We start from the raw sequence: 22,794 nt of genomic DNA on the forward strand, positions 1-22,794 counted from the left end.
GCGTCGCGGGCCGACCCCGACTTTCGTCAGGCCCGGCGGCGCGTGTGGCGGGTCGGGACGGCGGTGGCCGGGTCCTCGGGCCACGGGTGTTTCGGGTAGCGGCCGCGCAGGTCGGCGCGCACGGCCGGGTAGCCGCCGGTCCAGAACGACGCCAGGTCCGCGGTGATCGCGGCCGGGCGGCCGGCGGGGGAGAGCAGGTGCAGCACGACCGGGACGCCGGACAGTGACGGCGTTTCCGTCCAGCCGAACGTCTCCTGCAGCTTCACGGCCAGCACGGGCTGGTCGCCGCTGTAGTCGACCCGGATGTGCGACCCGGAGGGCACTTCGAGCCGGTCCGGAGCGAGTTCGTCCATTTTGGACGCCGCGGGCCAGGGCAGGAGCGCCTTCAGTGCGGTGCCGGCGTTGAGGTTCGCGAGGTCGGCGCGGCGGCGGATCCCGGAGAGGTCGAGCCAGGTGTCCACATCGGACAGCAGGCTCTTGTCGTCCACCGCGGGCCAGGGCGCGCCGAGGGTGCGGTGGAGGAACGCCATCCGCTCGCGCAGCCGGGTCCCGTCGGCGGTCCACTTGAGGAGGCCGAGGCCTTCGGCTTTCAGGCCAGCCACCAGGGCGTCGTGGACGTTCGGATTCTTGAGCGGGCGCGAGGAAAGCGTGATGGCGCCGAGCTTCTTGACGTGCCGGGCGACGACATCGCCGTCGGCCCAGGTGATCTCGTCGGTTTCGGCGGTGGGGGCGGCGCGGGTGGCGAGCTGCTCGTCGGCGGCCGCGGCGAGCCGGATGGTGCCGTGCACCCGCCCGGGATCCCGGGTCGCCTCGGCGACGGCCAGCCACTCGGAGTCCAGCCCGCTGCCCGGCGGCAGCTCGGCGGCGGTGCCCCCGGCCATGAGGTAGACGGGCTCCCCGCCGGGACGCCGACGCGCGAGCCGCTCGGGATGAGCGAGGGCGACGATGAGGGCGGGGTCAGGTCGCCCCGAGCCGGTCACGAGCTTTGCGAGGCGTTGGACTTCCCGCTTCCACCTTCGCGCCGCGTCATCGTTCGCCCCGCGTAGGCGGCGCAGCTCCGCGTCCACGTCCGTCAGCTTGCCGCCCGTGTCCAGGAGTGCCACCACCTCGGCCGCGTTGCGCGCGCCGACCGCCTCCGCGCCGTCCAGCAACGCGCGCGCCAGCCGTGGGTGCAGTCCGAGGTCGGCCATCCGGCGGCCGCGTGCGGTCACCGTTCCGTCCGCGGCCGTCGCGCCCAGCGTCGCCAGCAATGCCCGGCCCGCGGCCAACGCTCCCTCGCCAGGCGGGTCCCACCAGGCCAGGCCACTGCCGTCCGGGGTCGACCAGCAGGCCAGCTCCAGGGCCAGCCGGGCCAGCTCCGCCGTCCTGATCTCCGGCTCGGGGTACGCCGGCAGCGTGCCCTGCTCGTGCTCCGCCCAGCAGCGGTACACCCGGCCTGGCGCCTCGCGGCCCGCGCGGCCCGCTCGTTGCGCGGCCACCGCCGCCGACACGCGGACCGTCGCCAGGCCCGGCAGGCCGCGCCGGTGGTCGACACGAGGCACTCGCGCCAGTCCCGAGTCGACGACCGCGCGCACGCCCGGCACGGTCAGGCTCGACTCCGCTACGGCCGTCGCGAGCACGACGCGCCGTCGCGAACGCGGCCGCAGCGCGTCGTCCTGCTGTGCCGCCGTGAGACGGCCGTGCAGGGGAAGAACGTCCACATCGGACAACCGCAAAAGACCCGAGGTGCGGGCGATCTCGCCCGCTCCGGGGAGAAACGCCAGGACGTCACCGTCCCCTTCGGACAGTGCCGTCCGCACCGCGCGGGCCACCGCGGCCTCGGCGCGCTCACCCCGTGCGGGTGGCAGGTACGCCGTCAAAACCGGGTACGTCCGCGCGGACGCCTCGATCACCGGTGCATCGCCCAGCAAGGAAGCCAACCGACCCGAGGCCACCGTCGCCGACGTCGCCAGCAGCCGGAGGTCCTCACGCAGTCCGGCGCGGACGTCCAGGAGCAGCGCCAGCAGCAGGTCTGCGTCCAGGTGCCGCTCGTGGCACTCGTCCAGCAGGATCGTCGACACCCCGGGCAGCTCCGGGTCGCCCTGCACCCGCCGGACCAGCAGGCCCGACGTCACGACCTCGACGCGCGTGCGTGACGACACCTTCCGGTCGCCGCGCACGGAGTACCCGACGGTCTCGCCCACCGGCTCACCCAGGATCGCCGCCATCCGGCCCGCCGCGGCGCGCGCGGCCAGGCGCCGTGGTTCGGCGACGACCACCCGGCCGCTGCCGGACATCAGCGCCAGCGGCACCAGCGTCGTCTTGCCGGTGCCGGGCGGCGCGACGAGCACGGCGGTGCCGTGCGCGTCCAACGCCGAAAGCACGTCGGGGAGCACGGACCGGACCGGCAGGTCGGGCAGTTTCACTTCTCGGTGACCTCGGGTGGCGGGGGCAGCTGGTAACCGGACGGGCCGATGTTCGTGTTGAGCGAGCGCAGCCACTCACCCGTGGAGATCATCTTGCGGATCGCGTCGTCGACCGCGGTCACCCCCTGGGTGTCGCCCCGGCGCAGGCCGACGCCGTAGTTCTCCTTCGAGAACGGCTTCCCGACGACCTTCAGCAGCTCCGGGTCGCGCGCGACGTACCCGGCCAGGATGACGCCGTCGGTCGTCACGGCGTCGATCTGCCCGGCGAGCAGCGCCGTCACGCAGTCCGGGTACCGCGGGTACTCGACCAGCTCGACGGCTTGGGCGAACTTGTCCTTGACCTGCTGGGCGGGGGTCGAGCCGGTGACCGAGCACAGCTTGCGCGTGTTGAGCGCCTCCGGCCCGGTGATGTCGGCCGACGTGCGCCGGACCAGCAGGTCCTGGCCGGTGGTGAAGTACGGCCCGGCGAACGACACCACCTCCTTGCGCTTGTCGGTGATCGAATAGGTCGCGACGACCAGGTCGACCGCGCCCGAGGTGAGGTCCGTCTCGCGGGTCGACGGCGTTGTCTCGCGCCACGTGATGTCCTTCGGGGCGACGCCGAGCTCACCGGCGACAAAAGTCGCGACGTCGACGTCGAAACCGACGAATCTCCCGTCCACGGTGTGCTCGGAAAGGCCGGGGGCGTCGAACCGGATGCCGATGGTCAGGTGATCCGCCGCACTGGCCCTGGCCACCACCGAGTCGGTCGGCGAGACCTTGCCCGGCCCGCACGCGGTGGCCGTGACCAGCAGCAACGCGGCAGCGACGAGCGTGCGCCAGCGCATCCGGCCGCTCCCTCCACCGCCGTCGAGCCCTCACGAAGTTCTCAGGTCCTCCCGTTAGCCTAAGTGCGTGGTGCGACTGTCCCAACCCGTGCTGGACGCCGTCGGCACGCTCGCCCGGCTCGGGCTGGCTGCCGTCTGGCTCGTTTCGGGTGCCGTGAAGCTGGCGGATCCGGGGCAGACGTTGATCGCCGTCCAGGCGTACGACGTGCTGCCCGGCGGCCTCGTGAACGTGGTGGCCGTCGCGCTGCCGCTCGTCGAACTGGTGCTCGGGCTGTTCCTGCTCGCGGGCCTGCTGACCCGCTGGGTCGCCGGTGCCGCGCTGGTGCTGCTGCTCGTGCTCATCGCCGGGATCGCCCAGTCGTGGGCGCGCGGGCTGAGCATCGACTGCGGGTGCTTCGGCGGCGGTGGCCAGGTGGCGGCGGGGCAGACCGCGTACCCGCAGGAAATCCTCCGAGACTCCGGTTTCGCGCTGCTGGCCGTCTGGCTGCTGGCGCGGCCGCGCACCTGGCTGTCGGTGGACGGCTGGCTGGCGCGAGGTCGCGGGAACTCTGTCGAGCCCGAGCCCGACTACTCGGGTATCGCGGAAGGGAACTGATACACAGTGGGTGGAGCTGAGCGGACGGCTCGGAAGCGTCGTCAGGCCGCGCAGGCCGGGGGAGCGCGGGCGGTGGCCCAGGCCAGGGGCGCGTCCGGGGACAAGCGGAAGTGGATCATCGGGATCGCCGCCGTGGTCGTCGTGGCCGCGCTCGTGATCGGCGGCGTGATCTGGACGATCTCCGACAAGAACAAGACCGAGGGCCAGGTCATCAACCCGGGCCAGACCACCAGTTCGCTGGCCGCCGACGTCACGCAGAAGCGCGACGGTGTCGTCGTCACCGTCGGCAAGACCGGCGCGAAGTCCACGATCGACGTCTACGCCGACTTCCTGTGCCCGATCTGCGGCACGTTCGAGAAGACGTACAAGACGCAGATCGAGCAGGCGGTCAACGACGGCAAGCTGGCGGTGCGCTACCACATGGTGCCGCTGCTCAACGACCGTTCGAGCCCACCCGGGTACTCGCTCGACTCGGCGAACGCGGCGCTCGCCGCGGCCGACGCCGGCAAGTTCCTCCAGTTCCACGACGCGCTGTACGCGAACCAGCCCGAAGAGGGCAAGCGCGGTTACGACAAGACGCAGCTGATCGAGCTGGGCAAGAACGTCGGCATCACCGACCCGAAGTTCGCCCAGACGGTCAACGCCGGTACCTACAACGACCAGATCAACGCCGCGTTCCAGCAGATCTCGACCGACCCGAAGCTGGCGCAGGACTTCGGCGGCGGCCAGAGCGGTTTCGGCACGCCGACGGTCGTTTCGAACGGCGCGATCGTCAACTGGCAGGACCAGGGCTGGCTCACCGGGGTGCTCGGCTGAGTCCGGGCAATTCGCCCACCCGGGTACGGAACGTGGTCTAGGCTCAACTCCGCAGGGTGGGGAACCGGGGATGGCGCGAGCACGTCGCATCCCTGGTGACAGGGAGGGCCAGTGGACGGTTCGCATTCGGGGTTTCACGTCGACGACGGCGCGTACTCGCGGTACGCGCGTGAGGTCGACCCGCTCGGTGAAGACGTCAAGGGCGCCGCGGACAAGCACGTCGGCCCGCACGTCGGCGTCGGCTTTTCCGACATGGGCGCGGAGTCCGGCCTGACCGGCGCCTACACCGGCCGGATGCGGGCGCTGCAGGAGAAGCTGCACCGCGTCGGCGGCGGCTGGAGCCAGATGGGTGACGCCGCCCGGCAGACCGACCGCAACTACGCCGGCGTCGAGGCCGAGCACGGCGACGTCGTCCGGCGGCTCGGGACGGACCTCACGTGACCGAACACGCCGACCTGCTCGTCCGGCACGGCCTGGACACCACGAACCAGTTCGCCGACAAGCTGCGCCACGACCCGGCCGCGATCAGCGGCGCGCGCGACGGCCACGTCGCGCTGCAGACGTCGATGGGCAAGACCCACGACACCGCTTCGGCGCAGCGCGTCAACCTGACCTCGGCCACCTCCGGCTCGACGACCGACCGCGCGACAGCGACGTCGAAGAGCCTGGAGCAGGAGGTCCAGGACCTGCTCGACGAGAGCGCCGAGATCGAGAAGGCCGTCGCCGAGGCCGCCGAGACGCTCAACCTGGGCCAGATCAAGAACGACCAGGTCCGCGACCAGATCATCAAGGAGATCTCGGCGTCGATGAAGGCGCTGGCGGCGGTCAAGAACATCCAGCCGCCGGAGAGCCGCGGGGCCGCGTCCCGCGACATCCTGATGAAGCTGCAGACCAGGATCAGCCAGCTGACCGGCCAGGCCGCGACGTTCAGCGAGCAGACGATCAACCAGCTCACCGACATCGGCACCAAGCTCGGCGGCGGCGAGCAGACGACGTCCGCGAGCAGCGCTTCGCCGACGAAAGTGGCTTCGTCCTTCAACAGCAACAGCGGCTACTCCGGCGGGGGCGGCGGTGGCGGTGGGGGAGGCGGCGGTGGTGGTGGCGGCGCCGTGCACAAGCCGCGGCTGCCGGTCGCGGTCCCGCCGCAGCCCGGCACCGGCGTCGGCATCAACCTGCCCGGCGGCAAGCAGGTCATGGCCCCGAACGAGACCGCGGCGAAGGCCGTGCGCGCGGCGCTGTCGCAGCTCGGCGTGCCGTACGTCTGGGGCGGCACCGCGCGCGGCCAGGGCCTCGACTGCAGCGGGCTGACCATGACGTCGTACCAGGACGCCGGCCTGCAGCTGCCTCGGACGGCGAAGATGCAGACGGTCGGGGCCGAGGTGCCCTCGATCGACCAGCTGCTGCCGGGCGACCTGGTCGTCTGGTCCGGGCACGTCGCCATGGTGATCGGCGACGGCCAGATGGTCGAGGCCGGCGACCCGGTCCAGATCAGCAAGATCCGCACCACGAACGCGGGACAGACGTTCATCGGGTTCTACCGGCCGACGGGGTAACTTCGCATCGTGGCTGAATTCGACATGGACCTGGCCGCCGCCCGGGTCGCCGAGCAGGCGGACCGGGCGGGCGCGGAGGCGTCCGCGCGCTTCGAGCGCTCGGGTCCGGTGGTGGGCAAGGCGGCAACCGACTCCATCGAAGTCCAGGTCGCGCCCGGGGGGCTGCTGACCGGCCTGACGATCCACCGGTCCGCGCTGCGGCACGGGTCGTCGGTCATCGCCGACCAGATCCTCGAGCTGGCCCAGCGCGCGACCCGCCGCGCGGGCGACCGGATGTACCACGCGCTCGCGCCGGTCGTGGACGCTGCGCAGCTGGAGACGCTGGGCTACGAGCCGATCCCGGACGACGACCCGGACGCCGAGTCCGTCTCCTACGGAAGGTGAGCGCGATGCCCACGACGCGTGAGCTGATTTCCCAGGCCCGGGCCCGCGAAGAGGCGATGGCTCGTGTGGAAGAGCTGCTCGCTTCGGCTTCCGGCACGGCCCACGACCTCGACGGCCAGGTGGAGGCCACGGTCGACGCCCGCGGCAAGCTGCTGCGGCTGTGGCTGGCGCCGTCGGCGGTCAACCTGGGTGAGCGCCTGGGCCCGCTCGTGGTGGAGATCGCCCAGGCGGCCATGCGCGAGGCGACGCAGGACGGCTACAACAAGGTCGCGCTGCTGCTCGGCGAGGACATGACGTTCATGATCGAGCAGATGACGGGGATGCCGGCCCCGGCCCGCGCGGAGGACGACGACCCGGGCATGACGGTCGAGGAGTTCCAGCGGCTGCGGGAAGAACGCCTCGGTTCCGCGCCTCCCTCCCCGGCTCCTCCGAGTGCCGAGGACGACGACGAGTACTGGGACACGTTCGACCCGGCTTCGCTACGCTCGGACCGGTAGCTCAGGCGACCTCGGCGACCAGGCCCACGACGTCGTCGAGGCGTGTGGTCAGGTGGCCCGTGCCGGGGAAGACGCGGACGTCGAGGCCCATGGTCCGGCGCGCGGCCGGCACCAGCCGGCGCGGCGGCAGGAACCGGTCGTGCTCGCCGACCCCGATGACACACGGCCGTCCGGTGCGCTGAGCCAGGAGCGCGGGCGGCAGCGGCTGCGGGGCGAGCGTCGTGTGGCAGCAGGCGGCCATGAGCGTCATCCACTCCACTTCCGTTGCCGGGGGTTCTTCACCGGGCCCGACGAACAACCGGAGCATGTCGCGCGTATGCGCCGGAGTCGGCCGCAGCAGCCAGACCGTCGACGCCAGGGCCAGACGCGGATCCACGCTCAGCCGCATGATCCCGGCGGGGGAGACCAGCGCCCGCGCTGCGACGCGGGGCGAGCCCGCGGCCAGGGCGACGGCGGCGCCCAGGGAGTTGCCGGCCAGCACGACGTCGTCGGCGTCCATCGCGGTCAGGATCTCGTCCAGCACCCGGCCGTACCAGGCGAGCCGGGAACGCCGCGGCCGCCGGGGATCGCTGAGGCCGGGCTGGCCCGGCAGGTCGACCACGGTCGTCGGCCAGCGAGCCGAGAGCGCCCGCAGCCACGGCAGGGCCACGGCCGCGTTGAACCCCGTCCCGGGCACCAGGACGACCCGCGCCGGCCCGGTCCCGGCGGAGGTCAGCTCGACCCGCCCGGCGCTGGTGGTCAGCGTCCGGCTGGTGATCGAAAAGTCCGCGCGTGCCAACGCGTTCGTGCACCACTGCCGCACCGCGCGCTGCCCGCGCGGGCTCTTGTAGACGGCCGGCATCGGGCCAGTGTGGCTCAGTTCAGCTGGGCCGTCGAGTTCGCGCCGTCCAGGGATTCGCGGATGACGTCCGCGTGGCCGGCGTGCTGGGCCGTCTCGTGGATCAGGTGCAGCACGATCCGGCGCGCCGACCAGAACCGGGGCTCCGGGGGTGACCACGGCGTCGTCGGCAGTTGCACGGAAACGTCCAGTGAGGGCAGCGAAGCGACGTACTCGTCGGTCTCGGCGGCCGCGGAAGTGTAGGCCGAAAGCCAGCCGGAAAGCGTTCCGCTCATCGTGTACTGCGCCGTGTCCAGCATGCCCTCGGGCAGTGAACCGTCGGCGGAGCGCAGGACCTGCAGCCACATCCGTTCGCCGGTAGCGAGGTGACGGATCAAGCCCCCCAGGGTCAGTTCGCTGACCGTCGTGCGCTGGGCCGCCTCGGCGTCCGAGATGCCCCGGACCGGGATCAGCAAGCGCTTCCGGACTTCCGCCAGGAGGCCGAGGAGGTCGTCGTGTTCGCGTGTCATGCCGGGACCGTAGGACCGAATTAGGCCAGAAGATGTCCGGAGAGCGCAATCCCGCTCAGTGGCAACCGAGTTCCCGCAGAGGTCTGGACCAACGTCGAAAGCCTGTGTCTTAATTCAAGGCGTGAATTTCGGTCTCTCGACGAGGAGGACCCGGATGGGTCTCGGACGCAGACTGGGTATCGGCGCACTGGCCCTCGGGCTCCTGGTGACGTCGGAAACCCCGGCCCTCGCCGGGAACGGCCCGGCCTACAAGGACTCCTGGCGCCCCGTCAAGGTCCGGGTGGCCGATCTGCTCGGCCGCATGTCGCTCGACGACAAGCTCGGCCAGATGATGCAGGCCGAACGCCTCGGCGTGAAGTCGCCGGCCGACGTCACCACCGGGCGCCTCGGCTCGCTGCTCTCCGGCGGCAGCTCACAGCCGACACCGAACACGCCCGTCACCTGGGCCGACATGTACGACGGCTTCCAGAAGGCCGCTCTCGCCACCCCGCTCGGCATCCCGCTGATCTACGGTGTCGACGCCGTCCACGGCCACAACGGCGTCTACGGCGCCACCGTCTTCCCGCACAACATCGGCCTCGGTGCGTCCCGCGACCCGAAGCTGGTGCAGAAGATCGGCCGCGCCACCGCGGAAGAGGTCTCCGGCACCGGCATCGACTGGGACTTCGCGCCCTGCCTGTGCGTCGCCCGCAACGACCGCTGGGGCCGCACCTACGAGTCCTTCGGCGAGGTCCCGCAGCTGGCCACCGAGATGTCGACGGTCATCACCGGCCTGCAGGGCCGCTCGCTGGACCAGCCCGGTTCGGTCATGGCCACCGCCAAGCACTACGTCGGCGACGGCGGCACGACCGGCGGTGTCAACGAAGGCAACACCGAGATCAGCGAGCAGGAGCTGCGCGCGATCCACCTGCCGCCGTTCAAGGCCGCCGTCGACCGCGGGGTCGGCTCGGTGATGATCTCCTACAGCAGCTGGAACGGCGTCAAGATGCACGCCGGCTCGTACCTGATCAACGACGTCCTCAAGAAGGAACTGGGCTTCAAGGGGATCGTCGTCTCGGACTACAACGGCGTCGACAAGATCGACGGCAAGACCGGCTTCACCCCGGAAGAGGTCGAGGCCTCGATCAACGCCGGCATCGACATGGTGATGGTGCCCTACGACTGGCAGAAGTTCATCGACACGCTCCGCACGCTGGTGCAGCAGGGCCGCGTGCCGCTGTCGCGCATCGACGACGCGAACCGCCGCATCCTCACCAAGAAGTTCGAGCTCGGCCTGTTCGAGCACCCGCTGACCGACCGGCGGTACCTGAAGACCATCGGCAGCAAGGACCACCGAGACCTGGCGCGCCAGGCCGTCCGGGAATCCCAGGTGCTGCTGAAGAACGACCACCACGTGCTGCCGCTTTCGAAGCACGAGAAGGTCTTCGTGGCGGGCAAGAACGCGGACGACATGGGCAACCAGTCCGGCGGCTGGACGGTCGGCTGGCAGGGCACCAGCGGCCCGGTCATCCCCGGCACCACGATCCTGCAGGGCATCCAGCACAGTTCCCCGAAGGTGACCTACGCCAAGGACGGCACCGGGATCGACAAGAGCTACGACGTCGCCGTCGCCGTCGTGGGGGAAACACCTTACGCCGAAACGAAGGGCGACCGTCCACAAGGGATGGGCCTGGACGAGGCGGACCTCGCGACGCTGCAGAAGCTGAAGGACTCCGGCGTGCCGACGGTCGTGGTCCTGGTGTCCGGGCGGCCGCTCGACATCGCGGCGCAGGTGGGGGACTGGGCCGGGCTCGTCGAGTCGTGGCTGCCGGGCAGCGAGGGCCAGGGTGTCGCCGACGTCCTCTTCGGTGACTACAACCCGACCGGGAAGCTGCCGGTGACCTGGATGCGCAGCGCCGACCAGCAGTCGATCAACGTCGGTGACGGCAAACCCGCGCTGTTCCCCTTCGGCTACGGCCTCCACTACCCGCGTCATCGGTGACCCGCCCCCACCCGGAAGGAACACGTATGCCGTCCAGAACCCGCCGCCCGTTGATCCGGATATTGGCGTTCTTCGCCGCGCTGCTGGGGCTCAGCCTCGGCAGCCCGGCGGCCCCCATCGCGCACGCCGCGACGCCGTTCAAGGTGCTCGCCTTCTACAGCGGCACCTACGACGCCGCGCACATCTCCTTCGAGAAGGAGGCCAACGTCTGGTTCCCGCAGCAGGCGGCGGCCAACGGCTTCACCTACACCTCGACGACCAACTGGAACCAGCTGACGTCCATCACCCCGGACCAGTACCAGGTCGTGCTGTTCCTCGACGACCAGCCGCAGTCGCAGGCGCAGTTCCAGGGCTTCCAGCGGTACATGCAGGCCGGCGGCGGGTTCTACGGCTTCCACGTCACCGCCTACAACGACGACACGACGCCGTCGTACGCCAACTGGTTCCACAACGACTTCCTCGGCACCGGCCGGTTCACCTCGAACTCGTGGGGGCCGACGCCGGAGACGCTGAAGATCGAGAACCGCACCCACCCGTCGACGGTGAACCTGCCGGCGACGATCAAGTCCTCGACGTCCGAGTGGTACGCCTGGCAGAACGACCTGCGCCAGAACAGCAACATCACCATCCTGGCGTCGATGGACCAGTCCACGTTCCCGATCGGCACCGACCCGAGCCAGACCTGGTACAGCGGGTACTACCCGATCTCGTGGACCAACAAGAACTACAAGATGATCTACTCGAACTTCGGCCACAACGCGATGAACTACGACACGAACACCGCGCTGTCGTCGACGTTCGAGAGCGCCGACCAGAACCGCTTCCTGCTTGACGGCCTCAAGTGGCTCGGTGGCGGCGGCACGACCACCCCGCCGCCGGACGGCTCGATCGACCCGTCGGCCTGGTACGCCGTGTCGAACAAGGCGAACGGCAAGTGCGTCGACGCGCGGGCCGCGGCCAGCGCGAACGGCACCGTGATCCAGCAGTACGCCTGCAACGGCACCACGGCGCAGCAGTTCCAGTTCGCCCCGACCAGCGGCGGGTACGACCGGATCAACAACCGGAACAACCCGGCGCAGGTCATCGACGTCGCGAACGTGGCGACGACCGACAACGCCGGCCTGCAGCTGTGGGCCTACGGCGGCGGTAACAACCAGCAGTGGCAGCCGGTGTCGGAAGGCAGCGGGTACTACCACTTCGCCGTCCGTCACACGGGCAAGTGCCTGACCGTACCGGCATCGTCCACAGCGGACAGTGTCCAGCTGGTCCAGTCGGCGTGCAACGGCAGCGCGGCCCAGTCGTTCAAGGTCGGCTAGCGAGGAAGGTCCGTGAATGGCCCATTGAGGGACTCTAAGTCCCTCAATGGGCCATTCACGGCTTTCAGCGCCAGGTGGTCTGGAGGCGGATCATCAGGACGGCCAGGGTGAGCAGGGCGACGGCGAGGAGGGCGCCCGCCGAGCGGGTGGTGTCTCGGGCACCCCAGGCCAGGGCGGCCGGGAGGACGGCCAGGGAAATGAGCAGGTAGGCGACGTGCGTGCCGGGTTCCGCCGGGTGGTGAGTGGAGAGCAGGCCTGCAATCGCCTGGGTGAGCAGGGCCAGTTCGATCAGGACGGCCAGCGGGCGCCAGGGTGGCCAGCGGTAACGGCCGAGCGCCGCGGTGACCAGGGCGAAGAGGCCGGAGAGCAGGCAGAGCACCGTCGTGGCGAAGGCCAGGGGCTCGATCACGCCCGGCGCGCTTTGCGGCGACGGCGTTTCGTGCCCAGCCGGAAGAGCCACGTCGAGATGCCGGTGAGCATCAGCGCGAGCGGCGCCAGGCCGAGGACGACCCAGACGAGCCGCCACCAGCCGTCGACCAGCCAGCCGAAGTGCGCGGCCTCGAAGACCTTGCTGTAGAAGCGGTTCGCCGCCGGTTCCGGTGCGGCGTCCACAGAGGACACGTGGGTGACGTCGTGGCTGTCGACGTACACCGTGCGGTCGCCGCCGAAGAACGCACGGGCGCCGTACGGCTGGTAACCGTCGTCTGCGATCGACACGGAGTAGTAGTCCGTGCCCTCGGCGGGTGGGACGAGGTAGCGGACGGTGCCGGGGGACGCGGCCAGCGCGGCCGACGACGCCTGGTCGATGCTGATCACCGGCGTGCCGGGTGCGGCCGGGTTCGCCGTGAAGCTGTACTTCGCCTCGTCCGGCGTCGAACCGCCGGTGATCGCGAGCCACGCGTTCTCCACCGGCGGCAGGTAGAACGCGGCGCCGGTGACACCCCACATCAGCACGAACGGCACCGACACGATGCCGATCACGTTGTGCAGGTCGTAGTCGCGCGCGAAGCGGCCCTTGCCGAGCCGGACGCGGAAGCCGTGCGAGAACTTCTTGAACCCGGGCCACCAGACGACGATCCCGGTGATCGCGAGCAGGATCATCAGCAGGCCCAGGACGACCAGGATCAACAGGCCCCAGTTCGTTCCCGCCGGCCAGTCGAAGCCGATGGACGGCACCGGCGCGGCCAGCCACGACACGTACCCCGGGTCGTCCTTGCAGGTGAACGCGCAGTCGTGCAGGTTCGTCAGCCAGCCCATGACGCCGTCGGTGAGCTTCTGCGGCCCGGTGACGTGCCCGCTGCCGGGGTCGACGGCGTAGGCGGTGGTGTAGTCGGTGTCGCCGACGGCGATGATCCCGCCGTCGTTGCTCACCCAGGCCGCGGGGAACTCCGGGTGCGCCTGCCTGACGAGGTCGCGCGCCTGCTGCAGGCCGAGCGGGTGCGCGCTCTCGGTGTGCGTGTAGAAGTCGGCGTGCGTGGCCCGGAAGTACTCGGCGCGGTAGAGCAGGATGACGCCGGCGGTGGTCTCGAGGACCAGCAGCAGCCCGAGCACGAGCGACGTCCACCGGTGCGTGACGACCAGCGCGCGCCGTACGGGCTTGCGCCGGTACCAGCGCCGGTTCGCCCGCTTCGGCGGAACGGTCCTGGTCAGCGTGGGTGCTTCGGCGGTCATGACATCCCTCTACTCGGTGAAGATCGAAGTGAGGTTAGCCTTGCTTAACCTTCGTTGTCTTCCGTCCTTCGGTGGATGTGCGGCGAGTCACCGCGGCACTAACATGAAGTTCCTTCATGAATGGGGGAGCGATGCGGCGCAGCTCAGTCCTCGTGGTCCTGACGGTGCTCGCGGGTCTCCTTGCGGGGATCTCGCCGGCGGTGGCCGTCACCCAGCCGTTCTTCTGGGGTGTCGCGACCTCGGGTTACCAAGCGGAAGGCTCGGCGCCCGACAGCAACTGGCGCCGCTACGAGCAGGCGAAGACGTCGTCGATCAAGGAGCCCTACCGCGAGTCGGTCGACTTCCGGCACAACTACGTCGCGGACATCGACCGCGCGAAGCAGCTCGGCGTGAACGTGTTCCGCTTCAGTGTCGAGTGGGCCCGGATCGAACCGCGGCCCGGCCAGGTCGACGAGACCGAGCTGGCGTACTACGACGACGTCGTCCGGCACGTCCTCGACGCCGGCATGCGGCCGATGATCACGCTCGACCACTGGGTCTACCCCGGCTGGGTCGCCGACCAGGGCGGCTGGGACAGCGACCGCACGGTCGACGCCTGGCTGGCCAACGCCCGCCGCGTCGTCGACCGCTACAAGGGCCTCGGCACGCTGTGGATCACGATCAACGAACCGACCGTCTACCTGCAGAACGAGACCGCCAACGGCGGGCTCGCCGGGTGGAAGCTGCCGTGGGCGCAGGCCCGGCTGGTGCGCGTCCACCGTGCCGCCTACGACCTCATCCACCAGCTGGATCCGGGTGCGCTCGTCTCCAGCAACACCGCGTACGTCCCGGCGGTGCAGGGTGTGCTGGACGCGTCGTTCCTCGACCAGGTGCGCGACAAGCTCGACTTCGCCGGCCTCGACTACTACTACGGCGCGAGCCTCGACAACCTCAGCGCGATCCACGCGGCGAGCGGCGAGTTCTGGAAGGTGACACCGCAGCCGGACGGGATCTACTACGCGCTGCGGTACTACGCGCGGAAGTTCCCGGGGCTGCCGCTGTACGTCGTCGAAAACGGCATGCCGACCGACAACGGCAACGCGCGGCCGGACGGCTACACGCGCTCGGACCACCTGCGTGACCACATCTACTGGGTGCAGCGCGCGAAGGCCGACGGCATGAACGTGATCGGCTACAACTACTGGAGCCTCACGGACAACTACGAGTGGGGCAGCTACCAGCCCCGCTTCGGTCTGTACACAGTGGACGCTCGCTCGGATGCCGCTTTGGTGCGTCATCCGACGGACGCGGTCACGACATACCGGCAGCTGATCGACGGGCACGGGGTCCCGGCGGGCTACACCCCGGTGCGTCCGCCGGGCTTCTGCTCGGTCGTCGACGGCCTCGGCAGCTGCCTCGATCCGGCCCGCTACCCGGGTCCGCTGGCTCCGCTGGGCTGAATTTTGTCCCGCTGACCTGCGGGTTCAGGTCTTGCTCTTGATAAATACATGCCGGTCTGTATGTTTGTTGCATGGCGAACAAGGTGTACGTCGTCGGTGTCGGGATGACGAAGTTCGAAAAGCCCGGGCGGCGCGAGAACTGGGACTACCCGCAGATGGCGAAGGAGTCCGGGACCAACGCCCTGGCGGACGCCGGGCTCGGGTACGACACCGTCGAGCAGGCGTACGTCGGGTACGTCTACGGCGAGTCGACGTCCGGGCAGCGTGCCGTCTACGAGCTGGGCATGACCGGGATCCCGGTCGTGAACGTCAACAACAACTGCTCCACCGGCTCGACCGCGCTGTACCTGGCCGCGGAGGCGATCCGCGGCGGCCGCGCGGACTGCGTGCTGGCGCTGGGCTTCGAGAAGATGAAACCCGGCTCGCTCGGCTCGACGTTCGACGACCGTGAGCAGCCCATGGGCCATCACATGCAGGCGCTCGCCGAGATCTCCGAGGTGCTGTTCCCGCCCGCGCCGTGGATGTTCGGCGCCGCCGGCCGGGAGCACATGAAGGCGTACGGCACGACCGCGGAGCACTTCGCCAAAGTCGGCGAAAAGAACCACCGGCACTCGGTGAACAACCCGTACGCGCAGTTCCAGGACGTCTACTCCCTCGACGACATCCTCGCGTCGCGGATGATCTACGACCCGCTGACCAAGCTCCAGTGCTCACCGACGTCGGACGGCTCCGGTGCGGCGATCCTGGCCAGCGAGGCCTTCGTCGAGACGAACGGGCTGGCCGAGCGGGCCGTCGAGATCGTCGGGCAGGCCATGACCACCGACTTCCGCAGCACCTTCGACGGCAGCGCGAAGAACATCGTCGGCTACGACATGACGCGCCAGGCCGCGGTGAAGGTGTACGACCAGGCCGGGCTCGGACCCGCGGACTTCCAGGTCGTCGAGCTGCACGACTGCTTCTCCGCCAACGAACTCCTGACGTACGAAGCGCTCGGGCTTTGCGAGGAGGGCGAAGGCGGGACGCTCGTCGACAACAACGACACGACGTACGGCGGCAAGTGGGTCGTCAACCCGTCCGGCGGGCTCATCTCCAAGGGGCACCCGCTCGGCGCGACCGGCCTCGCCCAGTGCGCCGAACTGACCTGGCAGCTGCGCGGCGACGCGGACAAGCGGCAGGTCCCGGACGTGCGAGCCGCGCTGCAGCACAACATCGGACTCGGCGGCGCCGCCGTCGTCACCGCCTACCAGCGAGCCTAGGAGAGAAATGGGCCAGATCACCGCGTCCGTCGAACTGCCCGCCACACCGGACAAGGTGTGGGCGGAGTTCTCGAACCCCAACAACTTCGAGAAGTGGCTGACCATCCACACCAAGTGGAAGGGTGACGTCCCCGCCGAGTTCGCGCAGGGCGCCCAGGTCTCCGAGGTCGTCACGATGCTCGGCATGGCGAACACGATCACCTGGACCGTCGACGCGTATGAGGCGCCGCACCGGCTGGTCATCTCCGGGACCGGGATGGCCGGGGTGAAGATCAAGTTCTCGCTGTCGGTGGCGGCGGCCGGCGCCGGTTCGGCGGCTTCGATCGATGCCGAGTTCACCGGGCAGATGATCGTCGGGGCGCTCGGCAAGGCCGTCGAGAAGGACGGCAAGAAGAACCTCGACGAGTCCCTCGACAAGTTCAAGGCCCTGGTCGCATGAAGTTCGACGCCACCGGCCTGGACAAGTGGACGTCGCCTGTTCCGTTCGACGTCACGCGCGAGCGGCTCGCCGAGTACGCGGCTGCGACCAACGACCCGATCCCGGCGCACCGCGCGGGCGACGTCGCGAGCCCGGTGTTCGCGATCGTGCCGGTGTTCCAGTCGCTGCTGGAACCGGCCCTCGAGGTCGTGCCGACGTCGTTGTTCGGCAAGGTGCTGCACGGCGAGCAGGACTTCCGGTTCCACCGCCCTATCCGGCCCGGCGACTCGCTGGTGTCGCGGGCGAAGATGACCGGGTACGAGGGCCTGCCGAAGGGGACCCGCGCGACCGTCTACCTCGAGTGCCGTTCCGTTTCCGGCGAACTGGTGAACGAGCAGTACGTGACGTTCTTCGTCCGCGGTTTCGACGCGGACGAGAAGCAGGGGGTGCTCGGCCCGGGTCACCGCTTCGACGACGCGCTGCGTTCTTCGGCCCCGGTCGCCAAGGTCAGCCAGCACGTCGACGACGATCAGACGTTCCGCTACGGCCCGGCCGCCGGCGACCCGATGCCGATCCACCTCGACGAAGACGTCGCTCGGGCCGCCGGACTGCCCGGGATCATCGCGCACGGGCTCTGCACGATGGCGTTCACGTCGTGGGCGCTGCTGACCGAGATCGGTGAGTCCTCAGTGGACAGACTGCGGCGGCTGGCCGTGCGGTTCGCGTCGCCGGTGCTGCCGGGCCAGGACCTCTCGACGTCGATCTGGTCGGCGGGTCCTGGTGTCTACGCCTTCGAAACCACTGTGGGAGACAAGGTCGTCGTCAAGGACGGCCTCGCCGAGATCGGAGACAGCTGATGGGTGCACTCGACGGGCGCGTCGCGCTCATCACCGGCGCGGGTCGCGGGATCGGGCGGGAGCACGCGCTGCTGTTCGCCCGCGAGGGAGCGCGGGTGGTCGTCAACGACCTCGGCGGGGACAACGACGGGAGCGGCTCGTCCGCTGGGCCCGCTTCCGATGTCGTCGCGGAGATCCGCGCGCTGGGCGGGGAAGCGGTGGCCAACACGTCGAGCGTGACGTCGTGGGCGGGCGCGTCGGAGCTGGTCGACCAGGCCGTCGCGGAGTTCGGGCGGCTCGACGTCGTGGTGAACAACGCGGGCATCCTGCGCGACGCGTTTGTCGCCGGGATCACCGAGCAGCAGTGGGACGACGTCATCGCGGTGCACCTCAAGGGACACGCGGCGGTGCTGCACCACGCGGCGGCGTACTGGAAGGCCCAGTCGAAGGCGGGTACGCCGGTCGCGGCGGCGGTGGTCAACACGGCGTCGGCGTCCGGGGTGACGCTGCCGAACGCGGGCCAGGTCAACTACGGCGCGGCGAAGGCGGGCATCGCGGCGATGACGCTGGTCGCGGCGGCCGAGCTGGAGCGGTACGGCGTGCGCGTCAACGCCATCGCCCCGATCGCGCGGACCAGGCTCACGCTGGCGACCCCGGGCATGGGCGCGATCTTCGCGGCTCCGGTTTCCGAAGGGGAGTTCGACGCGTTCTCGCCGGCGAACATCTCGCCGTTGGTGGCCTATCTGGCTACCGAAAAGTGCGTTTTGACGGGGAAGGTGTTCGCGGTGCAGGGCGGCGCGATCTCGGAACTGGCCGGCTGGCACGACGTCAAGGTCATCGAGACCGAAGGTCCGTGGGCGATCGACGACATCGCGGCGAGGCTGCCGTGATCGAGTGGTCCGAGACGGACCTGCTGGTCCGCGACTCGATCCGCGAGTTCATCACGAAGGAGATCCGCCCTCATCTGGATGCGCTGGAGAGTGGGGCGCTGCCACCGTACGACATCATCCGGAAGCTCTTCGCCGCCTTCGGGCTGGATGTAATGGCTTCGGAGGCGGTCTCGCGGCTCTTGTCACCGTCGTCTTCTGGCTCTTCTTCTTTGGGCGGCCAGGAGACATTGGCGCTGATCGCGATCAGCGAGCTGGCCGGCGTGAGCCTGGGAATCGTGGCTTCTCTCGGTGTTTCGCTGGGCCTGACCGCGGCGACGATCCTGTCGAAGGGTTCTCAGGAGCAGAAGGAGCGTTGGCTGCCGGGTCTGGCGACGTTCGAGAAGATCGGCGCGTGGGCGATCACCGAGCCGGATTCGGGTTCGGACGCGTTCGGCGGCATGCAGACCACGGTCCGTCGTTCCGGTGACGAATACGTGCTGAACGGCCAGAAGACGTTCATCACGAACGGCCCTTTTGCGGACGTCGTGGTGGTCTACGCGAAGCTGGACGACGGTTCTGCGCCGCGAGACCGGCCGGTGCTGGCGTTCGTGCTGGATCGCGGGATGCCGGGGTTCGTGCAGGGCAAGGCGTTCAAGAAGATGGGCATGATGTCGTCCCCCACGGGCGAGCTGTTCTTCTCCGACGTCCGTCTTTCTTCGGACCGGCTCTTGTCGTCGTCGGGTTCGTCGGACGCGCGGGAGAGTTTCGCGGCGGAGCGCGTGGGCGTGGCGGCGCTGTCGCTGGGCATCATCAACGAGTGCCAGCGGCTGTGCATCTCGTACGCCAAGTCGCGGACGCTGTGGGGCCAGGAGATCGGCCGGTTCCAGCTGATCCAGCTGAAGCTGGCGAAGATGGAGGTGGCGCGGATCAACGTCCAGAACATGGTGTTCCAGACGGTGGCCAAGCTGCGCGCGGGGAAGCGCCCATCGCTGGCGGAGGCATCGGCGATGAAGCTGTACTCGTCGGAGGCCGCGACCGAGGTGGCCATGGAAGCGGTCCAGCTGTTCGGCGGGAACGGGTACATGGCGGAGTACCGGGTGGAGCAGCTCGCGCGGGACGCGAAGTCGCTGATGATCTACGCGGGGAGTAACGAGATCCAGGTGACCCACATCGCCAAGGCGCTGCTGGCCTGACTGATCTCCCCTCACGGCCGCGGCTGTGTAATCGTGGAAGGGACGGTGAGGGAGGGACGGGCCGTGACCTTCTCGGCGGGGTTCAGAACCACGAAGCGGCGGCACCCGGTGCGGGTGTCCTACAGCGCACTGCTCCGGGTGACCGACGACGATCGGTACGTGCTGTTCGACTCGCCCAAACGACCGGGCGCCTACGGCCCGCCGGGCGGCGTCTTCAAGATCCACCCGCCCGCCCTCCGCCTGCTCGAATCCTGGGGTTTCCAGCCCGACCGCACGACCGACGGCGCCGAGCGGATGCGCGGCGACCTGCGGGGGATCCTGCCGGTCGGCGCGCTGCGCTCGTTCCAGGCGTGGTTCGCCACCGGCACCTACCGCGAGACCGCCGCCGAATGCCTGCTTCGCGAACTGCGGGAAGAACTGGTCGAAGTCGGCCTCGACGCGGCCGGCCCCCTCACCGGGTCGCTCGTCTTCACCTCGGTCAGGACGGTGCTCGAGGGGCCCACCGCGGTGCCCGGGAAGGACTACCTGCAGGTACGCCGCTTCGACGTGCACGAGCTGGCCTTGCTCGACCCGGCGGCGGTGCGGTTGCGGCGGGAGCTCGTCGAGGCCGGTCGTGACGACAGTTGTGCGGGCGTCATCTGCGCCAACTACGGCGACCTGGCCCACGGCCGCCTCGGCCGGGCCCTCATCGCGCCGCAGAGCGCGTTCCTCGCCGGCCCGGCGCGGCTGGGCCCCGACCTCCCGCCGGTCCGGTGATGGGCGGCGAACCCGTCGCGGCGGCCCTCACCAGCGGCGGGCGGCGGCTCGGCGTGGTCCGGCTCGACCCGCCGCGCACCGGGACGGCCGCCGTCGACCACACGGCCGGACCACCGGCCGGGACGGCGCTCTTCGAGCTGCGTGCACGATTCGCGCTGGAGCCGGTCCAGGGCGGCGCTTTTGCCGCGGCGCACCTGGTCGTGGGGTTCGACGACGAGCGCGTCCGGGTGTGGGAGGCGACCGGCGAGGCCGGCTCCCCGGACACGCTGATGGCGATCTCCGAACTCCCCGACGGCTGTGGCTGGCTGCTCGGAGATCCGCTGGGACACCTGCCGATCCCGTCGGCGGGCGAGGCCCGGGCGGTCGTCTGCGCACCCGTGGAACTCACCGAGGTGGCCGGATTCCTGCGGCTGGACGCGACGGTGCTCGCCGGCCGCGGACGGCCTCGCCGTTTCCACGGCGGCTGCCCGCCCACCCGGTTCACGCTGTCCCCGCCGGAGGGCTGGGCCGAAGCGGTCCGCCCGGCCGTGAACCCCGCCGGCTCCGTGAGTGCCCGGCCGCCCGCCGTGCGGCTGTGCCTCGCGGTGGACACCGAGTCCTACAGCAGGTTCAGCTCCGTCGAAGCGGCCCGCTCCCAGCAGCGGCTCGTGACCGTGCTCGAACAGGCGCGCCGGCACGCCGGCCTGCTCGAGGCGGACGTCGACCTGCAGCAGTCCGGGGACGGGCAGTTCTCCATCCTGCCGCCGGGGGTCGACGAGTCGGTGGTGATTCCGCGGCTCGTCTCCGGGATCCGGGCCGCGCTCGCCTCGGCCAACGCCGACCTCAACGCGCACGCCCGGCTGCGGTTGCGGGTCGCCCTGCACCGCGGCCACGTCGCCGCCGGCGTGAACGGGTGGATCGGCGGGGTCACCATCGCCGTGCACCGGTTGCTGGACAGCGCGCCGGTTCGCGCCGCCCTCACCCGCCGGCGCGAAGCGGACTTCGCGTTGATCGTGTCCGATGTGCTCTTCACCGACGTCATCGCCGACGGGTACGGGTCGCTCGACCCGGCGGACTTCGCGCCGGTCGAGGCCCGGCTGCCGGAGAAGAACTTCGCCGAACGGGCCTGGGTCTACGTGCCGGGCGGCTGACCGCGTCAGGGTCTGCGGAACAGCACCGGCACGTCACCGCCCCGGCCGTTGCGCTCTCCGGTCACCATCTGCGCCTTGCCGATCCGGTACGCGGGCTCAATCGCCCGCCCGGCGACCAGGGCCATGTAGAAAGCCACGCTGAAGTCCATGGCCGACTGGTCACCGATCCAGCTGCGCATGCCGATCACATAGCTGATGTGCTCGGACAGCGCCTGTGCCAGCGTCTCGCTGTAGCAGGCGTTGACGATGACGCACTCGACGGTGTCGGACACCTCCGCGAACAGAAGGGCGACCCCGGCCGTGGACAGCACGCTCTGCCCGCCGTCGTCGGTTTCGGCGACGAACCGGCCGTCTTCGGCCCCGTGCCCGGACAGGTGGACGATCCTGGGGGAGAAGTCGAGCAGCGCCTGGGTCAGGTCCCTGGACCGCAGGGCCCCGTGCTCGGCCAGTTCGAAGCGGTCGCGCTGAGCGCCGTGGCGCAGCGCCTGCTTGATGTCCCGCACCTCCGCGGCCAGCCTGAGGTGATCGGCGGACGTCGGATTCGCCGACAGGTAGAGGATGCGCACCTTCCCCGAGTCCGCCTTCGCGGTGTGCCCGACCTGCACCGTGAGGTTCCGCGCGGTCTCCACGCGCTGCGCGAACTCGTCGACGCACAGCGCGGCGACGTGCACCGGCACCTCGCGGCCGGCTTCCCGCGCCAGCACGTGGAACGCGAAGGCCTCCTGCTCACCCGGCCGCAGGCAGCCGAGGTCGGCGACGACGCCGTTGGGGTCCACGTCGAACGGCCCCTGCAGGCTCAACCGGCCCCAGCTGATCGGGGTGCGCCCGGTGTTGCTCACGTGGCCGCGCAAGGTGTCCCATTCACCGTGGGCCAGCACCGGCGTCGACAAGGCGATCTCGAACTTCGGTGGTGGCGCCTTGACCTCCGCTTCCGCCGCGGCCACCGTCAGCGGCGCGTTGAAGTCCGAAACGCGGAACGCCGCGCCGCGGTGGTCGCGGAAGGAGAAATTGGCGCTGGTGGCCGCCCAGTGGCCGACCTTCAGCGGGCGGACGCGCACGAGCGTGTGGAAACCTTCACCCGGCTCCAGCCGCGCCACTTCCACCGCCCGGTTGCCCCGCACGGCCGTGATCTGGGGTGGCAGCCGGAGCGTGAAGACGATGTTCGTGCAGAGCCGGTCACCGTTGTTGGTCAGCCGGAGGGTGAGGTCCGCGGGCTTGCCGACGGTCAGCTCCCCGGCGAGCAGCTGGGCCGTGATCACGTCGGCAGTCCTTCGAGCAGGGTCGCCCGCGAGTGGTGGGTCCGGCGGCAGCTCTCGCAGTGCACGGCGGAGCGGTCCCGCAGCGCCGGCTCCTCGGGCGCGGCCGGGGCGAACGCCTCGTCCTGCCCCACGATCACCTGGTGGTCGCGGCAGAGCGGCTTGCCGCAGTGGTGGCAGACCGCGTCGACGACCACCTTTTCCTTCTCGTCCTCACGGGCGTTGCAGTCACTGCACTCCCAAGCCATT

General features: G+C 70.2%; 24 protein-coding genes. 16 read left to right on the forward strand and 8 right to left on the reverse strand.

From position 1 onward, the window contains the following. Nucleotides 1-26: 26 nt before the first annotated feature. Nucleotides 27-2,405: an ATP-dependent helicase HrpB gene (gene hrpB / locus ACIOD2_RS21665; RefSeq protein WP_400540604.1), complete on the reverse strand. Its 2,379-nt coding sequence runs from the start codon at nt 2,403-2,405 to the stop codon at nt 27-29. Beyond that, on the reverse strand, nt 2,402-3,232 hold the full coding sequence (locus ACIOD2_RS21670; protein ID WP_400540607.1) for a glutamate ABC transporter substrate-binding protein: 831 nt from the start codon (nt 3,230-3,232) through the stop codon (nt 2,402-2,404). The genes hrpB and ACIOD2_RS21670 overlap by 4 nt, the downstream gene beginning before the upstream one ends. An 88-nt stretch (nt 3,233-3,320) precedes the next feature. Between ACIOD2_RS21670 and ACIOD2_RS21675 the strand changes: the two genes are divergently transcribed. The 6 genes from ACIOD2_RS21675 (at nt 3,321) to ACIOD2_RS21700 (ending at nt 7,077) form a co-directional block, all read left to right on the forward strand. Further along, complete coding sequence (locus ACIOD2_RS21675) at nt 3,321-3,827, forward strand: MauE/DoxX family redox-associated membrane protein (protein ID WP_400543156.1); 507 nt, start codon at nt 3,321-3,323, stop codon at nt 3,825-3,827. A 72-nt stretch (nt 3,828-3,899) separates the two neighbouring features. After that, nucleotides 3,900-4,643, forward strand: a complete 744-nt coding sequence (locus ACIOD2_RS21680) for a DsbA family protein (RefSeq protein ID WP_400540610.1) — start codon at nt 3,900-3,902, stop codon at nt 4,641-4,643. Between the two features lie 111 nt (nt 4,644-4,754). Beyond that, entirely contained in the window at nt 4,755-5,084 is a 330-nt protein-coding gene (locus ACIOD2_RS21685; protein ID WP_400540613.1) for a hypothetical protein, read from the forward strand. Next, entirely contained in the window at nt 5,081-6,196 is a 1,116-nt protein-coding gene (locus ACIOD2_RS21690) for an NlpC/P60 family protein (RefSeq protein WP_400540616.1), read from the forward strand. Before ACIOD2_RS21685 ends, ACIOD2_RS21690 begins: the two co-directional genes overlap by 4 nt. A gap of 9 nt (nt 6,197-6,205) precedes the next feature. Then, complete coding sequence (locus ACIOD2_RS21695) at nt 6,206-6,580, forward strand: YbaB/EbfC family DNA-binding protein (RefSeq protein ID WP_400540619.1); 375 nt, start codon at nt 6,206-6,208, stop codon at nt 6,578-6,580. A 5-nt stretch (nt 6,581-6,585) separates the two neighbouring features. Continuing rightward, the gene (locus ACIOD2_RS21700; protein ID WP_400540622.1) at nt 6,586-7,077 is read left to right on the forward strand and encodes a YbaB/EbfC family nucleoid-associated protein; all 492 of its coding nucleotides are present in this window, start codon (nt 6,586-6,588) and stop codon (nt 7,075-7,077) included. Between the two features lies 1 nt (nt 7,078). Here the strand turns inward: ACIOD2_RS21700 and ACIOD2_RS21705 are convergent, their stop codons facing one another. Then, a complete protein-coding gene (locus tag ACIOD2_RS21705) occupies nt 7,079-7,918 on the reverse strand; it encodes an alpha/beta fold hydrolase (protein WP_400540625.1) in 840 nt (279 codons plus the stop codon). Between the two features lie 14 nt (nt 7,919-7,932). Beyond that, a complete protein-coding gene (locus ACIOD2_RS21710; protein ID WP_400540628.1) occupies nt 7,933-8,424 on the reverse strand; it encodes a DUF664 domain-containing protein in 492 nt (163 codons plus the stop codon). A 154-nt stretch (nt 8,425-8,578) separates the two neighbouring features. Between ACIOD2_RS21710 and ACIOD2_RS21715 the strand changes: the two genes are divergently transcribed. Continuing rightward, the gene (locus tag ACIOD2_RS21715; protein ID WP_400540631.1) at nt 8,579-10,405 is read left to right on the forward strand and encodes a glycoside hydrolase family 3 protein; all 1,827 of its coding nucleotides are present in this window, start codon (nt 8,579-8,581) and stop codon (nt 10,403-10,405) included. Between the two features lie 26 nt (nt 10,406-10,431). Next, a complete protein-coding gene (locus ACIOD2_RS21720; RefSeq protein WP_400540634.1) occupies nt 10,432-11,721 on the forward strand; it encodes a ThuA domain-containing protein in 1,290 nt (429 codons plus the stop codon). A 64-nt stretch (nt 11,722-11,785) separates the two neighbouring features. On the opposite strand, the gene ACIOD2_RS21725 is transcribed toward ACIOD2_RS21720, so the two are convergent. Together ACIOD2_RS21725 and ACIOD2_RS21730 are read right to left on the reverse strand one after the other, a co-directional pair. After that, nucleotides 11,786-12,130 (reverse strand): hypothetical protein, encoded by a 345-nt coding sequence (locus ACIOD2_RS21725; protein ID WP_400540637.1) that lies wholly within the window; start codon nt 12,128-12,130, stop codon nt 11,786-11,788. Next, entirely contained in the window at nt 12,127-13,392 is a 1,266-nt protein-coding gene (locus tag ACIOD2_RS21730; protein ID WP_400540640.1) for a PepSY-associated TM helix domain-containing protein, read from the reverse strand. The genes ACIOD2_RS21725 and ACIOD2_RS21730 overlap by 4 nt, the downstream gene beginning before the upstream one ends. Nucleotides 13,393-13,523: 131 nt before the next feature. Between ACIOD2_RS21730 and ACIOD2_RS21735 the strand changes: the two genes are divergently transcribed. From ACIOD2_RS21735 to ACIOD2_RS21770, 8 genes are all read left to right on the forward strand, one after another. Then, nucleotides 13,524-14,831 carry a family 1 glycosylhydrolase gene (locus tag ACIOD2_RS21735; RefSeq protein WP_400540643.1) on the forward strand — a complete coding sequence of 436 codons (1,308 nt, stop codon included), beginning with the start codon at nt 13,524-13,526 and terminating at the stop codon, nt 14,829-14,831. A 71-nt stretch (nt 14,832-14,902) separates the two neighbouring features. Beyond that, complete coding sequence (locus ACIOD2_RS21740) at nt 14,903-16,087, forward strand: lipid-transfer protein (protein WP_400540646.1); 1,185 nt, start codon at nt 14,903-14,905, stop codon at nt 16,085-16,087. Between the two features lie 7 nt (nt 16,088-16,094). Beyond that, entirely contained in the window at nt 16,095-16,526 is a 432-nt protein-coding gene (locus tag ACIOD2_RS21745) for an SRPBCC family protein (protein ID WP_400540649.1), read from the forward strand. After that, nucleotides 16,523-17,362 carry a MaoC/PaaZ C-terminal domain-containing protein gene (locus tag ACIOD2_RS21750; protein ID WP_400540652.1) on the forward strand — a complete coding sequence of 280 codons (840 nt, stop codon included), beginning with the start codon at nt 16,523-16,525 and terminating at the stop codon, nt 17,360-17,362. The genes ACIOD2_RS21745 and ACIOD2_RS21750 overlap by 4 nt, the downstream gene beginning before the upstream one ends. Further along, nucleotides 17,362-18,231, forward strand: a complete 870-nt coding sequence (locus ACIOD2_RS21755; RefSeq protein ID WP_400540655.1) for an SDR family oxidoreductase — start codon at nt 17,362-17,364, stop codon at nt 18,229-18,231. Before ACIOD2_RS21750 ends, ACIOD2_RS21755 begins: the two co-directional genes overlap by 1 nt. Next, nucleotides 18,228-19,403: an acyl-CoA dehydrogenase family protein gene (locus tag ACIOD2_RS21760; protein WP_400540658.1), complete on the forward strand. Its 1,176-nt coding sequence runs from the start codon at nt 18,228-18,230 to the stop codon at nt 19,401-19,403. The genes ACIOD2_RS21755 and ACIOD2_RS21760 overlap by 4 nt, the downstream gene beginning before the upstream one ends. A 63-nt stretch (nt 19,404-19,466) precedes the next feature. After that, on the forward strand, nt 19,467-20,159 hold the full coding sequence (locus tag ACIOD2_RS21765; protein ID WP_400540661.1) for a hypothetical protein: 693 nt from the start codon (nt 19,467-19,469) through the stop codon (nt 20,157-20,159). Continuing rightward, complete coding sequence (locus tag ACIOD2_RS21770; RefSeq protein WP_400540664.1) at nt 20,159-21,289, forward strand: hypothetical protein; 1,131 nt, start codon at nt 20,159-20,161, stop codon at nt 21,287-21,289. Before ACIOD2_RS21765 ends, ACIOD2_RS21770 begins: the two co-directional genes overlap by 1 nt. A 5-nt stretch (nt 21,290-21,294) precedes the next feature. Here the strand turns inward: ACIOD2_RS21770 and ACIOD2_RS21775 are convergent, their stop codons facing one another. Both ACIOD2_RS21775 and ACIOD2_RS21780 read right to left on the reverse strand, forming a co-directional pair. Next, nucleotides 21,295-22,548, reverse strand: a complete 1,254-nt coding sequence (locus ACIOD2_RS21775; protein ID WP_400540667.1) for a CHAT domain-containing protein — start codon at nt 22,546-22,548, stop codon at nt 21,295-21,297. Further along, nucleotides 22,545-22,793: a hypothetical protein gene (locus ACIOD2_RS21780; RefSeq protein WP_400540669.1), complete on the reverse strand. Its 249-nt coding sequence runs from the start codon at nt 22,791-22,793 to the stop codon at nt 22,545-22,547. Before ACIOD2_RS21780 ends, ACIOD2_RS21775 begins: the two co-directional genes overlap by 4 nt. Between the last annotated feature and the right edge of the window lies 1 nt (nt 22,794).

Origin of the sequence: Amycolatopsis sp. NPDC088138, from assembly GCF_044741685.1 — a bacterium.
GTDB lineage: Bacteria > Actinomycetota > Actinomycetes > Mycobacteriales > Pseudonocardiaceae > Amycolatopsis.